Origin of the sequence: Granulicella sibirica (assembly GCF_004115155.1) — a bacterium.
Lineage (GTDB): Bacteria > Acidobacteriota > Terriglobia > Terriglobales > Acidobacteriaceae > Edaphobacter > Edaphobacter sibiricus.
This window is the reverse complement of sequence record NZ_RDSM01000001.1, coordinates 120507-145498: the sequence shown is the minus strand read 5'-3', so window position 1 is coordinate 145498 and position 24992 is coordinate 120507. Positions and strand designations below refer to the sequence as shown.

Below are 24992 nucleotides of genomic sequence, written 5' to 3'. Positions count from 1 at the left end.
TGGGCCAAGCGGCGCTGTATGAGCGATTGGTGAACGTGGTTTGGTGAGTCACGTGCTGCAACTTGCGGCAGGGAAGACACTGGGGGACCCGCAGCTCGCCAGGTTGAGCATCATGGCGTGGGAACGATAAAATCGGGTAGCGGCTGGTGTAGCGTGCTGCACCGCTGCGAGTTCGCCGGGCTCCACGCGGGAAGAGACAGACGATGATCCTCCTCATCGATGATGATGAACTTGGAGTCAAGGCCCGCAAGGACGTGCTGCGGGTCTTCGGATACGATTCGGTGGCCGCTCTGACCGGGGCCGAAGGTCTGCATGAGTTCAGGTCATCGAAGATCGACCTTGTGATCCTGGACTATCACCTTCCGGATATGTCGGGAGATGAATTGATGGCTGGGTTGCGTGCGGCGAAGCCGAGCGTCCCCTTGATCCTGCTGAGCGGCCGGGTGTTCATTCCCGACAGCGCGATGTCGTGCGCGGATGGATTTCTTCGCAAGGGGGAAGAGCCTCGCAAGATCCAGAAGCTGTTGGAGCGCTATCTGCCGACGTGCGCGAAGACGTAACGCGTATGATCTCTGTCACTGGATAGGGCTTCGGGCCGATCCGTTTTCCCGACGGGCGTGAGCCTGTCTTACCGCTGGAGTACTGCAATGCCTTTCCCGATTAGAACCTGTGTCGTTTGCGAAGAAGAGTTCGAGCTGAAGCCGGATAAGCCGGGTTTCGCCAATCGCTGCCCGGAGTGCAGCATGCCTGAGGAGTCCGATGAGACGCCTAAGGGGAAGATGGACGCTGACGAGCGGAAGAGCGTGGCGGAAGCCAATGAGGCTCGGCGAAGCGCGATGCGGAACCTGCTGTATCGCAAGGACAGCTAGGCGGCCCTGGTTGCCGGGTCGCTTGTGGATTGCGCGGTGTGGATCTCGGAAGTCAGTTTCATCACGAGGCATTTAGCGGCTCCGCCTGCCTTGAGGAACTCGTCGAGGGCTAGCTGGATGACGTCGAAGCCACGGTCACGCAGGGTGCGTTCGAGGTCCGGGCTGATGTGGTTGAGGACGATGGTGCGACCGAGGTTGACGGCGTTGCAGGCGAAGCGCAGGGCGTCTTCTTCGGTGACCGCTATGCGTTGTTCGGGTGCGTAGACGGCGTGAATGCGGGCGAGGGATGGGGCGTCGAAGGCGGGTGGGTAGTAGAGGAGCGAGCCGTCTTCGAGTGGGGAGAAGCAGGTGTCGAGGTGGTAGAAACGCGGGTCGGTGAGGTGAAGGCTCTCTACCTTCGCGGGCCAGAGAGATTCCAATAGCGTGTGGCTTTGACGGTGGGTGCGGGCGCCGTGGCCTACCCATAGGGTGGATCCGTCGGTGGAGAAGAGGGCGTCGCCTTCGCCTTCGAAGGAGGTGTCGCGGGGGAGATCGATGATGCGGTAGCCTGCGTCGACGAACCAGCGGCGGAAGTGCTCTTCTTCGGCCTGGCGCTCGGGGTGATGGAAGCTGCTGATGGCGACGATGCCGTCGCGGGCGAGGCCGGCGTTGGCGGTGAAGACCATGTCGGGTGAGCCGGGGACGGGGTCGACGAGAAGGACGCGGGCGAGGCGGGAGAGGGTGGCGTGGAGATGCTCCCACTGCTGCATGGCGCGGGGCTGGGAGGAGTTGCCGAGGTTGCCTTCCATCCATGGGTTGATGACGTAGGCAACCTGGTAGAGGGTGGGGCGGCACATGAGGAGGGTGGGGATGGGGTGCGGGGAGGATTTGTCGGTCTTGTTGGTTTTGTTGGTTGTCATGCGGGGTCTCTGAGAACGAGCATGGCAGGTGGGTGGGGTGCGGTCAACGCTAATGATTATGCGGGTTTTCGTGCATAGATATGCATGCGGCGGGGTGGGTCTGAGGGGGCTTTCGGATGGTGGGGTGGGGAGGGGAATGCTGACTTTCGGAAGGTACGCCCTTGATCAGATAGGGCGTCTGCGTCTTCCAAGGGCTTTGTCCAGAAGGCTCACGCCTTGACTCAATTTGCGCGAAACGGCGTCGTCGGCAACTTCGCCACTGCGGTCGGCTGCAAACGTCGTGAGTGCCGAAAACCCGACTTGAACGAAGCCGCCGTGCGGCGGACGCATTCGCGTGCGCTAGGCGGGCGGTTGAGGTGATGATCTAGCGTTTGTCGCAGAGAAGGAGGATTCTCTGTGACCCATCTACGTCAGATCATGCTGGAAGAGTTGGAGCGCCGCAACTACGCTCCGTCCACGATTCGCGCCTACATCAGCACCGTCGAGCACTTTGCTCGTCATTTCCATTGTGCGCCGGACAAGCTTGGCCCGGACCACATCCGCCAGTATCAGGCTGCGATGTTCCGCAACTGGAAGCTGGCTCCCAACACGGTCACGCAGCGGCTGGCGGCGTTGCGCTTCCTCTACATTCAGGTGCTGAGGCGTGGGTGGAGCGTCGCCCAGACACCCTACCCGAAGAAGGTCTTGCATCTTCCGCAGATCCTCAGTCAGCAGGAGGTCGCTCGTCTGATCGATGCGACGGAGACGCCGTTCCAACGCATCCTGGTCATGACGCTCTATGCCACGGGAGCGCGACGGGCGGAGGTGGCGCGGCTGAAGGTGACCGACATCGACAGTCAACGGATGGTGGTTCACATCCGAGGAGGCAAGGGGCGCAAGGATCGGGATGTGATGTTGAGTCCGGCGCTGCTTGAAGCGCTGCGAACTTACTGGCGCGGGCTTCGGCACAAGCCGGGCGAGTGGCTGTTTCCCGGCAACCGATGGCATACGTCGAGCCGCCCGGTTACTACCAAGGTGCTGTGGACAGCATGTCAGCAGGCCGCGCTCCGCGCCGGCCTGGAGCATAAGCACATCCATCCGCATACCCTGCGCCACTGCTTCGCGACGCATCTGCTGGAGGCAGGCGCCGACCTCCGCACGATCCAGATCCTGCTCGGCCATCGAGATCTTGAAGAGACCACGATCTATCTGCACCTCTCCAACAAGCACCTGAGCGCAACAGCAAGTCCGCTCGACATGCTTCAGCTCGCGACATCACGAGAAGCGATACGCAGCGTATAAGCCGGTCTCCTCTGAAGATGGCCGACATCATTCGCTACGAAGGGGCAGGGTTTCATCGAACGCAGCCGCAAGTGGATCAACGGCCAGCATGAGAAGGTACTGCTGGCGATCACGCGATGCCGCACAGCTGCTCTCGGTGGCCATCGCGATCAGTGCTCCCGTTGCGGTCATACCGCCATCTCCTATAACTCGTGCCGTAATCGGCACTGCCCTAAGTGCCAGGGCAACGCCCGCATCCGCTGGCTCCAGCAGCGCGAACGGGAGCTGCTGCCCACCCGCTACGTCCATGCTGTGTTCACGCTCCCGCGTGAACTGGCACCGCTCGCACTCCAGAACAAGCGGTTGATCTATGGACTGCTGTTCCGCGCCAGTGCCGCCACGTTGCTGGAGGTCGCTCGCGATCCGCGACACCTTGGAGCCCTGATTGGATTCTTCAGCGTTCTCCACACCTGGGACCAGAAGTTGCAGCATCATCCCCATGTTCACTGCGTCATCGCCTCCGGCGGTCTGGCACCGGATCACGGCAGCTGGATCTCGTCACGCCGCACCTTCTTCCTCCCGGTCAAGGTGCTTGGACGTGTCTTTCGCGGCAAGTTCATCGCTGGCCTCAAGACTGCGTCCATGACGACAAGCTCGAGTTCCACGGCCACCTTGCATCGCTCGTCGAGCCATGCAGCTTCGCCGCCTGGCTCAGAGTCCTGTTCCGTCACGACTGGGTCGTCTACTCCAAGCGGCCCTTCGGCGGACCGGAACACGCGCTGCGCTATCTCGGTGCCTATACCCACCGCGTCGGCATCTCCAACAGCAGGCTGGTCTCCCTGTCCGACGGCCAGGTCAGCTTCCGCTGGCGAGACTCCGCCCACGGCAACAAGAAGCGCGTCATGAGCCTGCCGGTCGATGAGTTCCTGCGCCGTTTCCTGCTGCACCTGCTTCCACGAGGCTTCGTACGCATCCGCAACTTCGGCTTCCTCGCCAACCGGCAGCGCGCCATACTGCTGCCGCTCTGCTTCAGCCTGCTCCAGAGAGCACCCCATCGATCAACCCAGGGACCTCAAGTCACCCGACCACAGACGCTTCCGAGGTGCCCGCACTGCGGTGGAACCATGCAACTCATCGAACGGCTCACACCGGCACAACTGCTGGCTCGATCTCCACCGTGCGCACAAGGGCGTGCCGCATGAACCAACACCTTGATCCCGTGCCTCGGCATGCATACCCGACCTGCGCCCCGAGCGACCTTTACTGCTCTTGTCTTCCTCTGCCTGCATGCTTCGACAACGTTCCGAAGCTTATACGCCGCCATAGACACGTGACGCAGATCCTCTCGGCACACCCAAAACTCCGCCCCCCTGCCCACCACAAACGACTCAGGCATATTCAACGCCCATAGTCAGCGGCCCCGGATGAAGCGGCTTCCTTCAAGTCGCTGTATCTCCCGCACTGCGCTGCGCCACCACCAGACTTCGAACCAGGGCGATCCAGATACAGCACTAAGACTTTCCGGAAACTGCTGGGCGTTTCCCGCGTCTATTATTCAGAATCGCCTTTATAAGATAAGGCGCTATCTGTCCCCTGGTGCTGTGTACGGCTATCGTTCGACTGGCGTTCTTGCCGGGATTTTGCTCCCGGTCGGCTCAGTGAACCCACAGGAAGATTTCAGGGGCTCCGAAGGAACAGGAAATTCCCGGTTGCAGACCCCCGGCCAGTTTGTCTTTAATAGGCTATTCTGCACTGCTGGGCTCATTCCGCCGAATACTTTCTCTATTTCCGTCCGAAGGCGCAACCCGTCTCTTGGATTAATTCCGAATATCAGGAACGCCATCGTCTGCTCGCGATTAGGGCTGGCTCGCTGCTGCAGAGACGGAAGAAGTTCCTCCAGTTCGCGTTGGCGTTCGGCAGCGACTTCTGGGTGCGGCAGGAAGTTTCGAGGTACTCCGTCGCTGTAGTACAACACGAAAGGTACGTGATTGAGCGACGCTTTTGTCCGTTGCAGCGCCGACTGGAGTGTCTCCGTCGGGACGTGTCCGATGTCGGACCACGCCGTTTGAAGCAGTTGCAGTTGCAACTGCAGGTTTCGCGAGTGGGCAAGACCACCGAGCATGAGGAGTCCCGTATCGTCTTCGCCGTCCTCCGGGTCTGCGAGAATCCAGCGGACCTTGGCGCGGACTGCGTCGTCACCCTGCAAATAAGAAAGCCGAATCGCCGTCTGTCTGCGCGACTCCTTCTGCTTCTTGATGCGGCCGACCTCCGCGTCCTCCGCCGCCCGCATGGTGTCCACTAGCTTCATCATTCGCTGTGGGTTGGCAGCAAGCGGGTTTTTCGCAATATCCTGAAGTTCGTCGAGCAAAGGCTTCTGCTGTTTTGTGAAGTCATCGGAGGGAAAGGTATCCGGCTTCTGCTCAAGAAGACTTGAAAGTTGGGCGACCAGTTCGCTTTCCTCATGATCGTTACGCTGCAATATCTCGATCCCTACGGCATTTGTGGTCTCCCGACAGCATGCCTTAGGCTCAGGTGTCCGTACGCCTGTACTCGACGGATCAGGGCGATTCATTGTGATTGTTATCTGGTAGTAACCGGGCTGCTGAAAAACGATAGATCGGTTCAACAGGACTGGAATGCGAATTGGATCTTGGCCGGGAGCTTCTGGTGATTCCAGAGATTGCACTTGAACTTGAAGCCAACCGGCAGCCGGTGTGACGTTCACTTTGGGGAAATCAATGCGGCTGCTCTTCAGGAAGGTTTGATAGCCGCCAGACTCGGCGGCCAGCACCAGATCAAGTGCGATTGGATCGCCCAGCCTGAACTTTACTTTGCTCTCGTGTGGTTCCAAGCGAACGGAAGCGCTTGAGCTACCAATTGGAGAGCTGAGTGTTTGCTGCGCCACCCCCCGCCGGTCGGAGGAACCTGCAATAGAAACCGCTATTAAAAAGACAAGGCCGCGTAGAGTCGTCACAAGTCAGATCCTTTGCTCGAGAACGTCAGTGTTTCTACCGCCCGCCTCGCCTTACGACCGATTCGTCCGGACCCAAACCGATTGAACCACATCTTTCACTCGCATTTATCAAATGCTGATATCACTCGCTTCGCCTTGGTAACGCAAGTCGTGTGTTCGATTCTGATTTGCGGCGTCGAAGGATGCTCTCCGAAAACGGGGTTATCGGAAACTTCGTTTGTGAGAGAGTTTGGATGGTTGGGTGAGCGGCTTAGAGGAACTTGGGACGGGTTTTGGTCAGACCAATTTGGGTGTCGAAAGAGGAACTTTGGGATTTACCTGCGGTTTCAGGTGAATCTTGGGGGTTCGTGGGGTTTACTTCGGTTTTATTAGGGGTGGCTTCGGGTTGGGAGGCTTGATTTCTGGTTGGAAAGTTACGGTAGGATGCACGGTTTTTGTGGTCAGCGGTACGGTAATTAGCTGCATTCAGCACCCGGCAAACGTAGATTCCCTTCGGGAAGGACAACCAGAAAGGCAAGTGCCACTGCGGAAGACAGGGGGTCCCTTCGCTGTGCTCAGGATGACGCGTAAAACAGGCAACGGCGCGGCGACGGCGGTTGGGCCGCATGGGATCCCACCTTAGCGACGTGTTGCTGTCGCGAAGGTGGGGCACCCGGGTTGTGGATTGGCGTGGAGAGGTGGAGAGGCGACAGGTTACGGCATGTGGAGGGCGGACTCTACGGCGGTGATGACCTGGGGGGAGTCGGGGGTAATGGCGGGTTCGAAGCGGGCTACGGGGGTGCCGTTGCGGGCTACGAGGAACTTGGTGAAGTTCCATTTGATGTCTCCGCCGATGGCGGGGTGGGTGGACTTGTCGGTGAGGTACTGGTAGAGGGGGATCTTGTCGGGGCCGAGGACGGAGACCTTGGACATGATGGGGAAGGTGACGTGGTACTTGCGGTTGCAGAAGGTCTTGATCTCGGCGTCGGTGCCGGATTCCTGGTTGGCGAAGTTGTTGGCGGGGATGCCGATGACGACGAGGCCGCGGTCCTTGTACTTCTCGTAGAGGCTCTCGAGCGCGGTGTACTGGGGGGTGAAGCCGCAGGCGCTGGCGACGTTGACGAGGAGGAGGACCTTGCCTTTGTAGGGGGCGAGGGAGGTGGGGTCACCGTCGATGGTCTTGAGCTTGTAGTTGTAGATGGGCGGAGCTGAGCCGGCGACGGCAAAGCTGGAGATGCAGAGCAGCAGAAGGAGGGCGAACTTGCGCATGACGTGCCTCTGGGTGGTGAAGAGAATGGTGGTTTGACTGTCGCGAGGTGGGGAAAGTTTCGTTGGCCGATTTTGTTGAGGAAAATGTAGGATCTCTGCTTACTTATCTCCGGCGGAAGGGTCGCACTGGTGCCGCATCCCCCAATCCTGTGAGGTTTTGATGTCGAGCCTGCTGCGTAATCTTCGCTACACCGTGCGTATGTTGTGGAAGAATCCGGGGCTGACGCTCACGATTCTGTTGACGCTGGCGCTTGGGATCGGGGCCAACACGGCCATCTTCACGGTGGACTATGCGACGCTGCTGGCGCCGTTGCCGTATCCGGAGCCGGATCAACTGGTCGTTGTTTGGTCGAAGATCAAGACGTTTCACAATGGCATCTCGGCTGGGGATTACACGGACTGGCAGAGACAGAACTCGAGCTTTCAGACGCTGAGCGCGTTTACGGGTGGGGCGTTCAACATTGCGAGCAAGGAGCAGCCGGAGAATATCGACGGGATGCAGGTGACGCCGGGCTACTACAACATGCTTGGGCGGCCGTTCTTTCTCGGGAGGGACTTTCTGCCGGAGGAGGGTGTGGACGGGAAGAGCCACGTGGTGATCCTGACGCATAAGCTTTGGTCGCATTTGGGCGCGGACCCGAAGTTGGTGGGACAGACGATGCGGATCAACGGGGAGCCGTATACCGTCGTCGGCGTGTTGCAGCCGGGGCTTGCGGACCGCGGCGATGCGCAGGTGACGGTGCCTCTGGTGTTCAAGCCGGAGCAGTTGAACCATGACTTTCACTGGCTGCTTTCGATGGGGCGGTTGAAGCCGGGGGTGACGATCAAGCAGGCGCAGGCGGATATGGATGCCGTGGCGGCGCAGATTGCGCAGGTGAACCCGAAGAGCAACAAGGGCTGGGGCGTGTACGTCGAGCCGATGAAGAATGATTTTCTGCCGAGCGAGCGGAAGCAGACGTTGTGGCTTCTGCTGGGGGCGGTGGCATTCATCCTGCTGATTGCTTGTGTGAATGTGGCGAATCTTCTGCTGGCGCGGGGCATGGCACGGCAGAAGGAGCTTGCGGTGCGGAGCGCGCTGGGCGCGACACGGAGGACGATCTTCGAGCAGTTGCTGACGGAGAGTCTTCTGCTGGCGGTTGCGGGAGGGCTGCTCGGGATTGGGGTTGGGTACGCGATGCTGCGGGCGCTGATTGCGATCATGCCGAAGGGGACGCTGCCGACCGAGGCGGACTTGCAGCTCAATATTCCGATCCTGCTGTTTACGCTGGCGGCGACGACGCTGGCGGGGCTTCTGTTTGGGAGTGCGCCGGCGTGGTATGCATCGCGGATCGATCCGGGTGAGGCGTTGAAGGAGGGTGGTCGGACGGGTGTGGGCGCCGGGCGGCACAAGCTGCGGCAGGGGCTTGTGATTGGGGAGTTCGCGCTGGCGCTGGCGCTGCTGACGGGTGCGGGACTGGCGATTCACAGCTTTCTGAATTTGTTGCGGGTGGATCTTGGGCTGAAGACGGATCACATTCTGACGTTCTATCTGCCGGTTCCGGACTCGCGGCCGAAGGATCCGGAGAAGATCATTGCGTATTACAAGCGGATGATTGCGCAGATTCAGTCGGTGCCGGGAGTGACGTCGGCTTCGGCGTCCACGGGGACGCCGTTGTTTGGCGCGGGATTCGGGATGCCGTTCACGGTGGTTGGCAAGCCGGCGTTCAACGATCCTTCGATGCGGCCGAACACGGGGTTCGGCATGGCGACGCCGGGGTTCTTCGATACGTTCGGGATCCGAATCGTGCATGGGAGGGCGTTCAGCGATCAGGACACGGCTTCGAGCGTGAAGGTCGCGGTGGTGAACGAGGAATTCGTGAAGAAGTATCTGGCGGGCACGGATCCGCTGCAGCAGAGGATCTCGGTGGAACAGCTTATTCCGGGGGTGACGAAGCTTGGGCCGCCGCAGGAGTGGAAGATCGTCGGGGTATATCACACGATCAAGAGCGGGGGGCTGCGGGACGATCGGCCGGAGATGGAGATTCCGTTCTGGCAGATTCCGTGGCCGAGCGTGGGGATTGGCGTGCGGACAGGGAACGATCCGGCGACGATGGTGAAGAGTATCGCGGCGGCGGTTCACTCGGTCGACCCGGAGATTGCGTTGGCTGAGCCTCGGACGATGGACGAGGTGCGGGACTTGGTGCTGTCGAACGACCGGTTTACGCTGGTTCTTTTTGTCAGCTTCGCGGTGGTGGCTCTTCTGCTTGCGGCTTTGGGAGTTTATGGGGTGATGTCGTTTTCAGTAGCGCAGCGTTCGCATGAGATTGCCCTGCGGATGGCGCTGGGGTCGGACAGGGGCCGCGTCGTCGCGTTGATTGTGAGGGAGGGGATGGCGCTGGCGGGGATTGGGCTTTCGCTTGGGCTGATTGGCGCTTACTTCGTGGGGCGTGGGATGCAGAGCACGCTCTATGGGGTGGGGAAGCTGGACTACTCGGTGTTTGGACTGGTGGCGCTTCTGCTTGGGATCGCCGCGGTGGTGGCTTGCATCATTCCGGCGCATCGGGCGGCGTCGGTGCAGCCGATGCAGGCGCTTCGGGCGGAGTGATGGGTGTCGGGAACTTCGTTGGGGCCGGGTGCGTATTGAGCTTTGGACCGGGAGAGCACCATGCGCGGCTTTGTGGAAATCATTCGGCAGGTCTTCGACGCGATCTGGGCCAATAAGCTGCGGTCATTCCTGACGATGTTCGGGATTGCCTGGGGCGTGGCTTCGCTTCTTCTGCTGGTCGGGCTGGGTGAGGGGTTTCGGTCGGGGAACCGGCGGGGGCTGGCGGAGTTTGGGACCGACGTCATCATGATGTGGGGGGCGAATGTTCCCGCGCTGCCGGGGCAGACGACCGGGTTACATCCGTACAAGCTGACGATGCGGGATGTGGATGCGGTGCGGGCGCAGGCTCCGCATGTGCGGGCGGCGACGGGGCTGATCAATCGCGGAGATCTGAAGCAGGTCAGCGAGTATTCGAGCACGGGTGGGGCGGTGATGGGGATTGAGGCCAACTATCCGCAGATCCGGAACCTTCCGATTGCGCAGGGCAGAGAGTTGACCGAGGAGGATGTCCGGCTGCACCGGATGGTGGCGATCCTGGGGAAGAAGAATAACCAGCTTCTGTTTCCGGGGCGGCCTTCGCTTGGAGCGTTTATCACGCTGAATGGTTACCGGTTCGAAGTGGTGGGGGTCGCCGCGAAGATCGGGCGTGGGAATAACGACGGGGATAACCAGAAGATCTACATTCCGCTGACGACGATGGTGGAGCTGTTTCCGATCAAGGGCGAGAATGTTCCGCTCGATGCGATCAGCTCGATTCAGTATCAGCCGACGACTCCTGACCTGAACGAGACGGCAAAGATGGACGTGCATCGTGTGATCGCGCAGAGGAATGGCTTCGACCCCCTGAACATAGAGGGCTTCGAGGAGTGGGACACGATCAAGCAGTCGCGATCGATCGGGATGATCTTCACGGCGATGGATGTCTTTCTCGGTGGGGTGGGGATCGTGACACTTGCGCTTGGTGCTGTGGGGATCATCAACATCATGCTGGTGACGGTGAGCGAACGGACCAAGGAGATCGGGCTGCGGAAGGCTCTGGGCGCGACGAACAAGAGCATCATGCTGCAGTTCTTTCTTGAGGGGCTGACGCTGACGGGCGTGAGCGGATTTATCGGGATTGTTGCGGCTGGTTTGTTGATGGCTGGTCTGCATGCGGTGATGGGGGATGGGGCGCAGGGGTTCGATCCGCCTCGGCTGGTGCCCTGGTCGGCTGCGATGGCGATGGGCACGCTGACGCTGGCAGGTGTGGTCGCGGGGCTTTATCCGGCGCGCAAGGCAGCGATGCTCGAGCCGGTGGAAGCGCTGAGGAAGGACTAGAGCACTTCTCCTGACGCCTGGGTTTCGATTCGCAGTAAGGGAAGGTCGTTTTCCTTGAGAGAAAACGACATGAGCACTTCCGCTCCCACTACACCATCAGGAGAATTGCCAGCAATGTTGAGAGATATCTTTGGACAGGCGATGGAGGCCATGCGGCATAACGGCCGCAGGACGGCGATCACGATCGTCGGGATGGCCTGGGGGATTGCGACGGTCGTGCTTCTGCTGGCGTATGGCGCTGGGTTCGGGAGGGCGTTCGAGACGATCTTTGCGCAGTTTGGGACGAACATCATCGGGGTGTTTCCGGGGCGGACGAGCGAGCAGGCGGGTGGGTCGAAGGCGGGGGTGCAGGTTCGGCTGACGCTGGATGATGTGGAGAAGATCCAGGAGACGATTCCGGGAATCGTGCATGTGGCAGCGCAGGTGTCGAAGACGGTGACGGTGCAGAGCGATCTGCGGTCGGAGAACTGGAACGTCGATGGGGATCAACCGGAGATACAGGGAATTCTGAATAAGCAGATCGGCACGGGAAGGCTGATCACGGCGGCGGATGTGGCGGAGCGGGCGCATGTGACGGTGCTTGGCTCGGAGGCGAAGACGAAGCTGTTCTCAGGGCTCGACCCGGCGGGGCAGAGGGTCCGGATCAACGGGATCAGCTTCGAGGTGGTGGGGGTGCTGAAGGCGAAGATGCAGGAGGGGGACGACGATATCAACCGAACGGTGATTGTGCCGTTTTCGACGATGTCGGAGATCAAGGATACGAAGTACCTGGACGGGATGTGGATGAGCTATCACGGGGATCATAAGCAGATCGAGAAGGCGATCCGGGCGATGCTGGCGGAACAGCATGGTTACCGGGCTTCTGACCGGAATGCTGTTTATCTGGCGAATTTGATGGAGCAGTTGGCGCAGTTCCGGATTGTGAGTATTGGTCTGCAGATTCTGCTTCTGTTTATTGGAGCGCTGACGCTTGGGATCGCGGGCATCGGCCTGATGAACATCATGCTGGTGAGCGTGCAGCAGAGGACGCGGGAGATCGGCGTCGAGAAGGCGCTGGGTGCGCGGCGCCGGCATATATTGCTGCAGTTTCTTGCCGAGGCGCTCGTGATCAGCGGGGTGGGTGGGTTCGGCGGGATTGTGCTGGCGTATATCGTCAGCTATTCGGTGGGGAGTATCACGTTCTATAGCGCGATTGCCACGGGTGCGGAGGCGGCGGATATTCGGCTGCTGATTTCGCCGCAGAGTGTGCTGGCGGCTTCGGTGATCCTGATTGTTGTGGGGACGGTGAGCGGGATGGTTCCCGCGATCCAGGCTTCGAAGCTGAACCCGATCGAGGCGCTGCGGTACGAGTAGGCTTGAGGGATGTCTACGGTTTTAACGATTGCGGGGTTCGATCCTTCTTCTGGTGCGGGAGTGACGGCGGATCTTGCGGTATTTGCAGCGCATGGGCTGTTTGGGACTTCGTGCATTACGGCGCTGACGGTGCAGAATACGCTAGGTGTGGCGGCCGTTCATCCGGTGGCGGGTGATGTGGTGCGGGCTACGCTCGAGCATCTGTGGGTGGATGTGCCGCCGGTGGGGATCAAGATCGGGATGCTTGGGACGGCTGAGTGCGTGAAGGCGGTGGTGGGATTTCTGGATGGGTTGGGAGAAGCGAGGCCGATGGTTGTGCTGGATCCGGTGCTGCGTTCGACTTCGGGGAAGGCCTTGCTGGATGAGGGGGGCGTTGCGCTGATGCGGGATGAGTTACTGCCTCTGGTGGACTGGGCGACTCCGAATGTGGCGGAGCTTGGGGTGCTTGCTGGGAAGGCTGAACCGGGGAGGGAAGAGATCGCCGGGATGGGGCGAGAGTTGCAGGCTGGAGTGCCGGGGCTTGGTCTGCTGGTGACGGGTGGGCATCTGGAGCGGCCGGATGATCTGCTCCTGATGCCGTTTGATGGAGTCAAGCCGGGCGGGCAGTTCTGGCTGAGTGGAAGGCGGGTGGAGACGACTGCGACGCATGGGACGGGGTGTGCGCTTTCGAGTGCGTTTCTAAGCAGGATGGTGAATGGGGATGGGCCGCTCGAGGCTGCGCGTGGGGCGAAGCACTATGTGGCCGAGGCGATGCGGCGGGCGGTGCCGATCGGGCATGGGCACGGGCCGATGGCGCATCTGTGGCCGCTGGCGGGATTAGTGCGATAGGCTCGGGAGCCTGTCTGCAACCAAGGTGCCATCCGGGAATATCCGAGGTAACGAAAGACGTATCTAAACGGCTGAAGCGGTTGTGGCGAGTCGCCGATGATTCCACCAGGACGGAGATATCTATGCCACGTGCAGTGACCCATGAAGCGTTTGGAACATCTCTCAGGCAGCCGAACACAGCCGGCGAAAGGGCACAGGACGCGGACCTGTTCAGCCGCCGGAGGGCGAGCAGGCAGCAGGGCATTGCGCTTGAGAAGCTGGCGCATGCGGTTGAGTATCTGATCGACTCGCGCATGTTTCTGACGCAGGCTCCGTATACGAAGTCCGAGGAAGAAGCGGTGAAGATGCTGATGCGGCTGAACCGGGCGGTGTTCGAGTCGTGCCCTGTGATCGTTCCGCTGGGAACGCGCGTGCGCGAGTGGGTGCGGCAGGCGGTTGGCGCGGAGCCAAAGGCGGCTTAGAGCACTTCTCCTGATGCAGTGGTTCCAGTAGTCGAAATTGAAGGTCGTTTTCGTTGAGAGAAAACGACTTGTGCACCGCCGCTTCCCATGCACCTTCCGGAGAACCGCCAAAGCTGCTGGTGATGCGCGGGGCGGGTGATCCCTGCTACCCTCGAAGATGTTATGTCACTTACGCTTACGCTGAATGGGCAGGCCCGTAGCTTTGACGCGCTCGGGGTCGATGCGAGCCTTGCGGATCTTGTGGTCGAGCTTGGGCTCAAGGGAGATCGCATTGCGCTGGAGCGGAACGGCGAGATCGTCTCGCGACAGCGGTGGGGCGAGACGGTGCTTGCGGATGGGGACAAGCTCGAGCTTGTGCACTTCGTCGGCGGGGGAAGCGTAGAGGCCACAGCGGTATGACGGCTGGGGGGCTGCAGGGCCGGTGAGCGGCGTTCGCGGGATCGCCAAGAACCTGTCGGCTCTTTTCTCGTCGCATGTGATCGCGGTGTTGCAGCAGGTGGCGCTGGTCCCGCTTTTCCTTCATGTGTACGGCAGGGCAGGATATGGGGAGTGGCTTGCGATCTCGGCGGCGGTCTCGTATCTGGGCACGCTCGACTTTGGTGTGCAGACGTTCGTCAACCAGGACCTGACGGTGCGGTACCATCGCGGCGACATGGACGAGTTTCATGTGAACCAATCGACGGCGTTGCGGCTTTTGCTTGGGATTGTGGCAACCGCGGCGCTGGTGGCGACGTGTGCGTTTGTGCTTCCGCTGCAGCATATGTTGAAGATGGATGGTTTCCACGGAGACCCGGTGGTGGCTCCGCTGGTGGTGCAGACGGCGGTGTTCTTCATGGCGCTGCAGGCGCTGATCAACATTATCTTCGGATATTTTGCCGGGACGTTCATGGTTCTCGGCAAGGCTTACGTTGGGGCTTACTGGAACAATGCGAAGAACCTTACGCTGATTGGGACGGCACTGGTGGCAGTGCTGCTGCACGCGTCGTTCGCGGGGATCGCGGTGGCGCAGTGCTCCGGGCTTGCGGTGTGCCTCCTGTTGCAGATGGCGCATCTTCATCGGACGGGGCCGGATATCTTTCCGACGCTGCGGTATTGGGACGGTGCGCTTGTGACGAAGATCCTGAAGCCTTCGGGATACTTTGCGCTGATCTTTTCGAGCAATTTTCTTGTGTATCAATTGCCGATACTTATTCTGCAGCGGACCGCCGGGGGCGCCGCGGTGACGCTTTTTTCGGTGATGCGGACGATCTTCTCGATGACGCGCAACCTGCTGAACGCGCTGACGCAGGCGATCGGGCCGGAGGTGACGAGCCTTTTTGCGAAGAACGACTGGAAGGGGCTGAGCCGACTGTACAACTACTCGGAGCGGCTGATCTTCGCGGTGATCCCGATCGCGAATGTTGGCGTGCTTTACCTGTGTCCGTTCCTGCTGACAATCTGGCTAAAGCAGCCGCAGTTGTTCGATCCGGGAGTGTACCTGCTGAGTGCCGCGACCTCCATCGTGATGTCCACCAAGGAGCACAAGTTTCAGTTTCAGTTTTCGACGAATACGCACCAGGAGCTGGCGCGGTTCATGTTCGGATCGTACGTGGGGCTGGGGGCGCTCTGGGTCGCGTTCATTCCACGGTTTGGGTTGAAAGGCCTGCTCTGGAGTTGGCTGGCGGTGGAGACGGCGCAGCTTGTTTATCTCGTGCATCTGAATGCGAGGTTCTTCCGGGGGCAGGAGGAGCTGGATAAGAGATACCTTGTGCGGCTCGGGCTACTTTCCGGTGCTTTTCTGCTTGGGGCGGTGTTTGCTCTGCCTTACACGTGGCACCTTCCACTCGCGGAGCAGGTGGGGATTGCGGTGGTGAACGGCGGGCTTCTGCTTGGGCTTGGGGTGCCGCTGTATGACCTTGTGCCGGTGTGGGGGAAATTCCAGGGACGGCTGAGGAAGAGATTTGCCTAGCGGCCGGTGAGGGTGTGGAGGAGGCTCTCCCAGCGACCGCCGTAGTCGTCCCATCCGCCGAGATGTTGCATGCGGGCGAGCCCTGCCGCTCGCATGCGGGATTGCAGGTGTGACTCGTCGCAGATCTGCTGCATGCGATCGCGGAGTGTTGATGCGTCGCGAATCGGGATGATGAAGCCCTCGACGCCTTCGGTGATCATGTCGGGCCCGCCGGTATGTTCGGAGACGATGACGGGGCATCCGCAGGCAAGTGCCTGGCCGATGACGAGGCCGAAGCCATCCTCGATGCTGGGCAGGGCGAGGACGTGGCTTGTGCTCATGAGCGTTGCGAGGGTGGCTTGATCGACAGGCCCTAGGAACTCCACATGCTGCTGGGGAAGACGGGGAAGGACGCTCTCCAGGTCGGGATGAAGGGAGCCCGCGATGCGCAGGCGCTTTGCTCCGCGGCTAAGTTGTGCAAAGGCTTCGAGGAGATAGGGAATGCCTTTGCGCAGGCCGACGGAGCCGGCGAAGAGGACTTCGAAGCGGTCTCTGGGGGGCTCGCCGGATTTGATGAACTGTTCGAGGCGGACGCCGTACGGGATGACGTGGAGCTTTGCCGGATCGACGCCGCTTTCGATGAACGATCGCGCGGCGAAGGTGGACGGGACGGTGATGGCGTCGGCGATGGCGTAGATCTTCTCTTCGCGCAGGATGTCGCGGATATCGGTGACTGGGCGGTCGACACCCCAGCGGCGGTACTCGTCGGAGACGATCTGCTCCTGATAGCGCTGATGTGAGGAGCCGCGATCGCAGATGAGGCGGGCGCCGCGCGATTGGAGTTCAGCGCCAGTTTTCAGGGAGGAGCCGGAGATGGCGATGAGGGCGTCGGGCGCGGGTTTGCGCGCAAGCCGGCGCGAGGTGTAGGCGTCGAAGGAGAGGGCGTTGGCGTAGGAGATCTGGTCGAGGAGCCAAGGGTTCTTGACGCCGTAACGCTGGAGGAGCATCTCGGGCGTGTGGACCCAGGGATAGGTGCTGACTAGCTCTCGTGGGAGGCCTTCGCGTTTCAGGCGGGCCCACGGCCAGGTCGAGTAGATGCGCTCGAGGTGGCCTCGTTGATGAAGCTGGCGGGCTAGTTCGAAGTGATGGAAGACACCGAAGACTGTTTGAACGATGCGCATGCGCCGGCTTACTTCTTTGCCTTGCGGAGGTTCTTCATGGTCCCGCGCGGGAAGCTTGTGGATTCGCGGACGACCAGGTCGGTGCGGATGTCGAACTCGCGTTGATGCGGGAGGTCCTTGGCGTCTTCGAGCTGCGCGCGGAGGGCGGTGACGGCTGCTCGCGCAATCTCGAAGCGGGACATCTGGATCGAGGTGAGCGGTGGGATGGTGACCTCGGCGATGTGGATGTCGTCGAAGCCGATGACCGAGAGATCGTCGGGCACGCGGAGGCCGGCGCGATACATCTTGTGCAGGACGCCGATGGCGGTCATGTCGTTCGAGCACATCACCGCAGTGGGGAGATCGCCACCGTTGAGGAGGGTTTGCATGGCGGCGGTGCCCCCTTCGAGCGTGTGGTCGCCTTCAAGGATCCATGCAGGATTCGGATTGATGCCGCACTCTTCCAGAGACGCATTGAAAGCGTTGAGGCGGGAGAGCGACGAGTGCAGGCGCATGGGGCCACTAATAAAAGCTATCCTGCGATGGCCGAGGGCGGCGAGATGCTGCACGCCCTGACGAATGCCGTGGTGGTAATCGACCTTGAGGATGCTGACGCCGGGTTGATCGGGGCCGATGTCGACGAAGACCATGGGAACCTTGCGCTGGGCGAGCTGATCGAGGAGCGGCTCCTCGATACCGAAGGTCATGATGGCGACACCGTCGACCTTGCGCTCGAGCATGCGGCGGATGCACTGCGACATGCGCTTTGGGTCGTAGTTGGTAGAACTGACGAGGATCTCGTAGCCGTGTTCGATGGCGACTTCTTCAAAGCCCTGGATGAGCTCGGGGAAGAAGGGATTGGTGATCTCGGAGACGATGAGACCAAGGATCCAGCTTCGTCCGGAGACGAGGGCGCGGGCCTGGGTGTTGGGAAAGTAGTTGAGCTCGTCGATGACCTCCCAGACGCGCTTGGCGATCCTGGGATTGACGGTGGGCACACGATTGATGGTGCGCGAGACGGTGGCGATCGACACCTTCGCCGCGTGCGCGATGGTGCGAATATCCATCCGGTCGGGATCGCCCTCTTTTGGTTTTCGCGTGCGTTTGGACGGAGGTTTTTCTGGCATAAGGTGTTTGCAGGAATGCGTTTACAGCATAGCGCGAAGCACTGCCACCATAACAGATACGCTGGGTGATCCTTCTGGGCGGGTGAGTGCGGCCCTTTTGAGGGTCGAGGCCTGCTACCGGTGTTGGACCTTTTGATGTAAGCGTTTGCTCTCGACGCGCTGTACTCGCGGCGCCGTGGAGCGTATCGGGTTTGTGCGAAAGGTGCTACATCTATACGTGATGGCGACGACAGATCATATGCTCACTCCGCGCGAGGCTGCTCACCTGATCGGGATCAGCTACCCTACGATCAAGCAGTGGATTCTGAACGGCAAGCTGAAGACCGTGCGGACGCCCGGCGGGCATCACCGTGTGGCAGAGAGTGCGTTGAAGCCTTACCTCGTGAAAGACAGCGCCAAGCCGGCGGCCGAGTCGAGAGAACGGTTTCGCAGGGTGAGTGGGCGGAATCAACTTGCCGGCAAGGTGGTGAGCATCCGTGTCGAAGGCCTGCTCGCCGAGGTGATCCTTGCGGTGGGAGATACTCACATTACGGCCATCATCACGGCGGGAGCGGTTCGCGAGTTGCAACTCAAGAAGGGCGATAGCGCCGCTGCTCTCATCAAGTCAACTGACGTGATGATCGAGCGGCTTGACGAGCCCGCGTAGCCGTCTGTTTCCCTTGCGAAGGTGAAGCTCCATCTTTCGTTGACCATACGATTTTGGTCATATAGAGTCGAACTCACCGCGTCTGGATGTGCGATCTTCGAGTTCGATTCGTTCTCACCCCATCGATCTCCGCGAGTCTAATCGGCCCGAAGCGGCACACCCCGGTGTGCCGCTTGCCAGGAGCTTTACTGTATGAACCTTTCCCGTATTGTCTGTATCACCCTGTCTGCAGGAATCGCAGTCTCAACTGCTTCGGCGCAGATAGCCGCCGATCTGCAGGGACGTGTGGCGGACACCTCTGGCGCTGCCATTCCAAATGCCGAGGTGGAGTTGACGGAGCTTTCCACGAACCTGCACCAGAGGACGGTATCTTCGAGTTCGGGCGACTACCTTTTCAGCCATTTGAATCCGGGCACTTATGCGCTCGATGTGACGGCGCCTGGCTTTGCGCATTTGAAGCGTACGGGAGTTACGGTCATCGTGGGACAGACGGTGCTTGCTGACCTGAGTCTCAGCGTCGGGTCCGATCAACAGGTTGTGAACGTCAACGCCGATGCACCGCTTCTGCAGGCCGTGACGAGTAATATCCAGACGAACATCCCTGGTCCGACCGTGGTTGCGATGCCGTTGAACACACGTAACTTCATCCAACTTTCGACACTTGCTCCCGGGGTCGAGCTACCGCCGGGTACGCTTCTTCCGCGCATCAATGGCGGACGACCTAGAACGAACGAATATCTTTATGACGGTATCTCGGCGCTACAGCCGGAGCCGGGACAGGTGGCGTTCTTTCCGATCCTGGACGACATCCAGGAGTTCACGGTCGAGGCGAATAATGTGCCGGCGGAGTTTGGCCGGTTCAACGGCGGCGTTGTGAACGTGGCGACACGTGCGGGATCGAATGCGATCCATGGCAGCCTGTTTGAATTCTTTCGCAATGAGGCGCTGAACTCGCGGAACTACTTCTCTACCGCCAACGCGCGTAAGCCGGAGTATCGGCGCAACCTTTATGGCGCTACGCTCGGCGCTCCCATTCTTAGGGATCGGCTTTTCTTCTTTGGCGACTACCAAGGGGTGAAGCAGCTTATCGGCAAGACGGTTATCTCGACCATTCCGACACTCAATGAGCGGAACGGCATCTTTACGGGCGTCTCAAAGATTTATGACCCGGCCACGACGGTGACGAGCGGAGGCAAGTTCGTGCGGCAGGAGTTCGCGAACGATACGATTACAAGTTCGCTTGACCCGGTGGCAAAGGCGCTGCTTGCGCGCTTTCCTACACCGACGGCGTCGGGCGCAGCGAATAACTACAGCCGAACGGCGAACGATGCCGATCATCAGAATCAGTTCGATGTGCGAGTTGATGGAGCTTACAGGGCGAAGGATCGGGCCTTCGTTCGCTACTCGTATTACAACGAAGTAGAACAGCCGATCACGTATCTGCCGGATGGAAGCGGGCCTCCGGTGACGGGGATTATCGGGACGGCGGGTGTGTCGGGTCTCTCGAACGTGCGCGGTCAGCAGGCGGTTGCGAACGAGACGCATACCTTCTCCGACCGGTTGTTGAACGACGCGCGTCTTGGGTATACGCGGCGAAATAACAACATTGGTGGGCCTGTGCTTGGGAACACGGCTTCGGCGGCGCTGGCCATTCCGGGTATCCCGACCAATGCTGCCTTCAACAACGCGCTGCCGCTCTTCACCTTTACCGGATTTCAGCAGCTTGGCCCTTCGGCGAGTACCTTCTCGCAGTATCAGACAGCGGTGTGGCAGTTCGTCGATACGGTGGTCTACACGCGTGGGCGGCATGCCTTTAAGTTCGGCGGCGATGTGCGCTGGTATCAGCTTAACGCGGTTGCTCCGCCGAATCCGACGGGCTCCTTTGCGTTTACGACGACGGGCACAAACCAGCAGGGCGTGACGAATAGCGGGAATGCGATTGCGAGCTTTCTGCTTGGGCAGGTCGATACGTTTTCGATCGATCTGCAGGAGAGCAAGATTCGTCCGCGCGACCATATTCAGGAGTACTTCGCGCAGGATGACTGGCGTGCGAGTGACCGGCTGACCTTCAACATCGGTGCGCGGTGGAGCCTGCATTCGCCTTCGACGGAGAAGAATAACCAGGGTGCGATCTTCAATCTGCAGACGCAGCAGTTGGACTATCTGGGGGTAGATGGGAACTCCAAGAGCGCGCGCACGCTGCACTACGGAAACGTCGCGCCGCGGGTTGGCTTCACGTTTCTTGTCGATCCTAAGACGGTGATCCGCTCAGGCTTCGGGATTGTCTTTATCGACCAGTCGGGCATCACGACTCCCTTCACGACGCCGCAGTTTCCTTTCATTCAGAACGTACAGCAGAAGACGCAGGACAGCGTGAATGCGGCCTTCGCGCTTGCTGCCGGGCCGACCGTGGCGCCGATTCCATTGACGCCGGATGCGGGCCTGGGACAGAGCGTTTATACCGCGAACCGGAATGCGGGTTCGGGCTATGTGGAGCAGTGGAACCTTGCGGTGCAGCGTGCGATCACGAGCAACCTGTCGTTTGATGTGGCCTATGTCGGCTCGCACATCGTGCATGTCGGTATTCCGGATTCGAACCTGAATCAACTGACGGCCGCGCAGCTTGCGCAGGGCTCGTCACTGCTGACGCAGGTGGCGAACCCGTACTATGGGGTGATTCCGGTCTCGAGTTCGATCGGGACGAAGAACGTCAGCGCGGCGCAGCTTCTGAAGCCGTATCCGCGCTTTCAGAACGTGGCGACGTACCGCAACAACTCGGAAACGACGAACTATAACGCGATCGAGGCGAAGGTCGAGGAGCGGCTGACGAAGGGCACGTATCTCCTGTTTTCATACACGCATTCGAAGCTGATTGACGATGCTTCTTCCGTCTTCTCTTCGACCGTGCTTTCGTCGCCGAACTCGAGCAGCCTGATCGCTGCGGATACATTCCGGCCGGGACTCGAACGGGACTCGTCGGGCGGCGATATGCCGAATGTGCTCTCCGCGAGCGGCATCTATGATCTGCCGGTTGGGCGTGGCCATCGTTTTGCTTCGTCGGGAGTGGCGAATGCCGCGCTTGGCGGGTGGGCGCTGAATGCGATCGTGTCAATGCAGTCTGGCATGCCGGTGACTGTTACCCAGGCGACAAACAACAATGCGTTCGCGGGCTTTGCGCTGCAGAGGCCGAACCTGATTGCCAGCCCGTCACTCTCGCCCGATCAGCGTACCCCGGCTCACTTCTTCAATACGGCGGCGTTCGCGACGGCTCCTCAGTTCGTGATCGGCAATGCCTCACGGAACCCGGTGCGTGGACCGGCTTATCGGGACCTCGATCTTGCTCTGGTGAAGCACACGAAGCTTCCGGGTGAGACCGATGTCGAGTTTCGCGGGGAGATCTTCAACATCTCGAACACGCCGGCTTTCGCGCAGCCGAACGGGAGTTTTGGCTCGGCTGCTTTTGGGAGCATCACCAGCACGACGACGGATCCGCGGGTGGTTCAGTTCGCGATACGTATCAGCCGCTGATGCAAGACGGCACAACGGGCGGAGGCTTCCAGCTTCCGCCTTTTTCAATTTGCCTCCACCTATCGTTTCGGGACGTTCCCGGTGAGGTCCGAGGTGGTCCGGTGAGCAAAGCCAAGCCATTTGAGGGATAATCGGATTGTGTTCGCGTGGCTCGGCGATCTGGACGATTTGAGCGTTGCCTGCGGGAGCTAGATTCAGTCTCGAATTGTTCAGGGAACCGCCGGTGTGCCGACGTAATGACGACCACGATCCACAACTGTGAAGACGAAGAGATCAGGATTCCGGGCAGTATTCAGCGCCACGGTTTTCTGCTCCTGCTGGATGAGCCTGAGGGGCTGGTTGTCGGCGCAAGCGAGAACGTGCCGGAGTTTCTCGATGTGCCGCTTAGGCTGATCCTCGGCACGTCGATTGATACGATTCTTGAACGTGAGGTTCTCTCCGCGCTTCGGGGCGCGGTTTCGAATGCAGAGGCTCCCGGGCTTCTCACGTACCTCGGCTCCTTCCAATTGCGGGGCGAGTTTTACAGCGTCGTGACGCATCGTGTGGACGGCCGACGGGTGCTTGAGTTCGAGCGCGTGGAGCGGCTGGTTAGTCCTGAGTTGATGAATGCCGTCTTTACGAACTTCGTCAGCAAGCTCAGCAAGTTCAAGGATGAGGCGGAGGTCTGCGCGGCCATTACGCGCCAGGTCAAAGAGCTGACCGGGTTCAATCGTGTTCTGCTCTATAGCTTCGATGAAGTGGGGCACGGGACTGTTCTGGCTGAGGAGAATGACGGGACGCTGCCTAGCTATCTGCATCTGAAGTTTCCGGCAAGCGATATTCCGAAGCAGGCACGGGATCTTTATGTGCTTAATACGGTCCGCAGTATTCCGGATGCCGCATACGAGCCTTCGCCTCTGAAGGCTCTTGGATCACGCTCGATGGCCGGCTTCGACATGTCGATGTCGCTTCTGCGGAGCGTGTCGCCGATCCATCTCGAGTACATGCGCAACATGGGGACGATATCCTCGATGTCGATCTCGATCGTCTGCGAGGGGCGGCTTTGGGGGCTGATCAGCGGACACCACGCGACGCCGCACACCGTGCCCTACCTCGTTCGAAGCGCCTGCGATCTTCTGACGAAGATGGTCGGCACGCAGCTTGTTTCGTTCCGTACGACGGCTCGGCTTGGGAAGATGGTGCATTTCCACGGCGTGCATCGGAAGATCCTGACCTCGATGGCGGCGGAGAACAACTACATTGCCGCGATGATCGCTCAGATGGAAGATGTTATCGAGGTGACGGACGCCGCGGGGGTGGCGATGATCCTCGATGGCGTTTGCCAGAGGGCGGGACGGACGCCAGATGACGCCGCGGTGCTGCGTCTGGCGGAGTGGTTCGATGGGCATCCGGAGATCGATCTCTTCGAGACCCGCAGCCTTCGGCAGGAGATTGATTGGGCGGAAGAGATCAGGGAGATCGCGAGTGGTCTGATCGCGATTCGTATCTCGGATGTGCGGCAAAGCTATCTCATGTGGTTTCGACCGGAGGTGGTGAGTACGGTGCAATGGGCCGGCGAGCCGGCGAAGGCGGTTGGCCAAAGGCACGGACTGCACCCGCGAGACTCCTTCGAGTCGTGGAAGCAACTCGTCAAAGGCGAGAGTGCTCCGTGGACGGAGATGGAGGTCGAGTCGGCGCGGGAGTTTCGCGCTTCGGTGATGACGATCAGCCTGAAGCGAGCGGAAGAAGCATATGAACTGAGTGAAGCGCGCTTCCGGCAGTTAACTCACACGCTGCCGAATCTTGTCTGGACAGCGAGCGATGACGGCACGTTGACCTATGTCAATCAGAAGTGGATCGACCAGGGCCTTGGGGAGATGGGCTGCTGGTACGAGCGCGAGGGCGTGGTCGAAGAAGACAGGGAACGATGCCGCGAACTGTGGTCAAAGAGCGTCAGCGAAGGAACTCCCTTTGAAGCGGAACTACGCTTTCTGGACGAGGACGAGATGGAACGCTGGAACCTTGTGCGTGCCGTGCCCTTCCTGCGCGTGAACCACAGCCGAGCGGGCTGGGTGGGGACATGTACGGATCTCACGGATCAACGGGAACGTGAGAGGGCGCTTCGCATGACAGAGAAACTCGCGCTTACCGGCAGGATGACGAGCGTGATCGCGCACGAGATCAACAATCCGCTGGAGTCGATTACGAATCTTCTGTATCTCCTTGGAACGCACATTACGGACGATGAGCCTGCCCGGGAGTACATACGGATGGCGGAGAGTGAACTGGAGAGGATCTCGGGGATTACGAAACAGACACTTCGCTGGTCAAGAGAGGGGAATCGAGTTGCGGAATCCGGCAATGTCTCCTCCTTGTTCAAGGATGTGTTGCGCCTGTTCACGGGGAAGATCAGGAATCGACAGGTTACCGTTACGGCGAACCTCGAAGACGACGCGACCTACTTTGGCGTGGTGGGCCAGATTCAACAGGTTGTGGCGAACCTTGTCTCGAACGCGGTCGATGCGGTGCCGGTTGGTGGCCAGATATGGCTCGAGGCGTCAGCAAACGACGATGCGACGGAGATCGTCGTGCGCGATGCCGGAAGCGGCATGAGCGATGAGACGTTGCGCCAGCTCTTTCAGCCGTTCTACAGCACCAAGGGCGATCTTGGGAATGGACTCGGCCTCTACATCTCGCAGGAGATTGTCGAGAGGCACGGCGGGACGCTTGAACTTGAAAGTCGGATGGGTGTGGGGACTGTGGCTCGCGTTCGTCTGCCGCTTACGCCTGCTGCTTAAAAGAAGAAGCCCCATGGAGCGATGATTACGTTCC

Annotated in this window: 18 protein-coding genes and 1 pseudogene; 14 read left to right on the top strand and 5 right to left on the bottom strand. The window is 60.2% G+C overall.

All coding sequences use genetic code 11. The features are described 5' to 3' along the window. Nucleotides 1-203 precede the first annotated feature (203 nt). On the top strand, nt 204-560 hold the full coding sequence (locus GRAN_RS00575; RefSeq protein ID WP_128911097.1) for a response regulator: 357 nt from the start codon (nt 204-206) through the stop codon (nt 558-560). An 87-nt stretch (nt 561-647) separates the two neighbouring features. Beyond that, on the top strand, nt 648-869 hold the full coding sequence (locus GRAN_RS00570) for a hypothetical protein (RefSeq protein ID WP_128911096.1): 222 nt from the start codon (nt 648-650) through the stop codon (nt 867-869). Here GRAN_RS00570 and GRAN_RS00565 read toward each other — a convergent pair. Then, on the bottom strand, nt 866-1768 hold the full coding sequence (locus GRAN_RS00565) for a dimethylarginine dimethylaminohydrolase family protein (protein WP_128911095.1): 903 nt from the start codon (nt 1766-1768) through the stop codon (nt 866-868). The genes GRAN_RS00570 and GRAN_RS00565 overlap by 4 nt on opposite strands. Before the next feature lie 396 nt (nt 1769-2164). On the opposite strand from GRAN_RS00565, the gene GRAN_RS00560 reads away from it, so the two are divergent. Next, nucleotides 2165-3049 (top strand): tyrosine-type recombinase/integrase, encoded by an 885-nt coding sequence (locus GRAN_RS00560; RefSeq protein WP_128911094.1) that lies wholly within the window; start codon nt 2165-2167, stop codon nt 3047-3049. 17 nt (nt 3050-3066) lie between these two features. Then, nucleotides 3067-4230, top strand: a pseudogene (locus GRAN_RS00555) (IS91 family transposase). A gap of 407 nt (nt 4231-4637) precedes the next feature. On the opposite strand, the gene GRAN_RS00550 reads toward GRAN_RS00555, so the two are convergent. After that, nucleotides 4638-6002, bottom strand: coding sequence for a hypothetical protein (locus GRAN_RS00550; RefSeq protein ID WP_128911093.1), 1365 nt, complete (start codon nt 6000-6002; stop codon nt 4638-4640). A 693-nt stretch (nt 6003-6695) separates the two neighbouring features. Continuing rightward, nucleotides 6696-7250 carry a glutathione peroxidase gene (locus GRAN_RS00545; protein WP_128911092.1) on the bottom strand — a complete coding sequence of 185 codons (555 nt, stop codon included), beginning with the start codon at nt 7248-7250 and terminating at the stop codon, nt 6696-6698. 160 nt (nt 7251-7410) lie between these two features. On the opposite strand from GRAN_RS00545, the gene GRAN_RS00540 reads away from it, so the two are divergent. The 7 genes from GRAN_RS00540 to GRAN_RS00510 all read left to right on the top strand — a co-directional run bounded on the left by GRAN_RS00540 (nt 7411) and on the right by GRAN_RS00510 (nt 15741). Beyond that, nucleotides 7411-9834 carry an ABC transporter permease gene (locus GRAN_RS00540; protein ID WP_128911091.1) on the top strand — a complete coding sequence of 808 codons (2424 nt, stop codon included), beginning with the start codon at nt 7411-7413 and terminating at the stop codon, nt 9832-9834. Between the two features lie 60 nt (nt 9835-9894). Then, complete coding sequence (locus GRAN_RS00535; protein ID WP_128911090.1) at nt 9895-11151, top strand: ABC transporter permease; 1257 nt, start codon at nt 9895-9897, stop codon at nt 11149-11151. Between the two features lie 114 nt (nt 11152-11265). Next, nucleotides 11266-12504, top strand: a complete 1239-nt coding sequence (locus tag GRAN_RS00530) for an ABC transporter permease (RefSeq protein WP_128911089.1) — start codon at nt 11266-11268, stop codon at nt 12502-12504. Nucleotides 12505-12513: 9 nt separating this feature from the next. After that, nucleotides 12514-13332, top strand: a complete 819-nt coding sequence (gene thiD, locus GRAN_RS00525) for a bifunctional hydroxymethylpyrimidine kinase/phosphomethylpyrimidine kinase (protein WP_128911088.1) — start codon at nt 12514-12516, stop codon at nt 13330-13332. A 122-nt stretch (nt 13333-13454) separates the two neighbouring features. Next, nucleotides 13455-13793 carry a hypothetical protein gene (locus GRAN_RS00520; protein WP_128911087.1) on the top strand — a complete coding sequence of 113 codons (339 nt, stop codon included), beginning with the start codon at nt 13455-13457 and terminating at the stop codon, nt 13791-13793. A gap of 162 nt (nt 13794-13955) precedes the next feature. After that, a complete protein-coding gene (gene thiS, locus GRAN_RS00515; protein WP_128911086.1) occupies nt 13956-14192 on the top strand; it encodes a sulfur carrier protein ThiS in 237 nt (78 codons plus the stop codon). A gap of 22 nt (nt 14193-14214) precedes the next feature. After that, nucleotides 14215-15741: a lipopolysaccharide biosynthesis protein gene (locus GRAN_RS00510; protein ID WP_128911085.1), complete on the top strand. Its 1527-nt coding sequence runs from the start codon at nt 14215-14217 to the stop codon at nt 15739-15741. Here the strand turns inward: GRAN_RS00510 and GRAN_RS00505 are convergent. Both GRAN_RS00505 and GRAN_RS00500 read right to left on the bottom strand, forming a co-directional pair. Further along, nucleotides 15738-16901 carry a glycosyltransferase family 4 protein gene (locus GRAN_RS00505; RefSeq protein WP_128911084.1) on the bottom strand — a complete coding sequence of 388 codons (1164 nt, stop codon included), beginning with the start codon at nt 16899-16901 and terminating at the stop codon, nt 15738-15740. The genes GRAN_RS00510 and GRAN_RS00505 overlap by 4 nt on opposite strands. Nucleotides 16902-16909: 8 nt before the next feature. After that, nucleotides 16910-17947, bottom strand: coding sequence for a LacI family DNA-binding transcriptional regulator (locus tag GRAN_RS00500; protein WP_128911083.1), 1038 nt, complete (start codon nt 17945-17947; stop codon nt 16910-16912). A 280-nt stretch (nt 17948-18227) separates the two neighbouring features. On the opposite strand from GRAN_RS00500, the gene GRAN_RS00495 reads away from it, so the two are divergent. From GRAN_RS00495 to GRAN_RS00485, 3 genes are all read left to right on the top strand, one after another. Next, the gene (locus GRAN_RS00495) at nt 18228-18653 is read left to right on the top strand and encodes a TOBE domain-containing protein (protein WP_128911082.1); all 426 of its coding nucleotides are present in this window, start codon (nt 18228-18230) and stop codon (nt 18651-18653) included. A 192-nt stretch (nt 18654-18845) separates the two neighbouring features. Then, the gene (locus GRAN_RS00490; RefSeq protein ID WP_128911081.1) at nt 18846-22181 is read left to right on the top strand and encodes a TonB-dependent receptor; all 3336 of its coding nucleotides are present in this window, start codon (nt 18846-18848) and stop codon (nt 22179-22181) included. A gap of 236 nt (nt 22182-22417) precedes the next feature. Continuing rightward, nucleotides 22418-24958, top strand: coding sequence for an ATP-binding protein (locus tag GRAN_RS00485; RefSeq protein WP_128911080.1), 2541 nt, complete (start codon nt 22418-22420; stop codon nt 24956-24958). Nucleotides 24959-24992 lie beyond the last annotated feature (34 nt).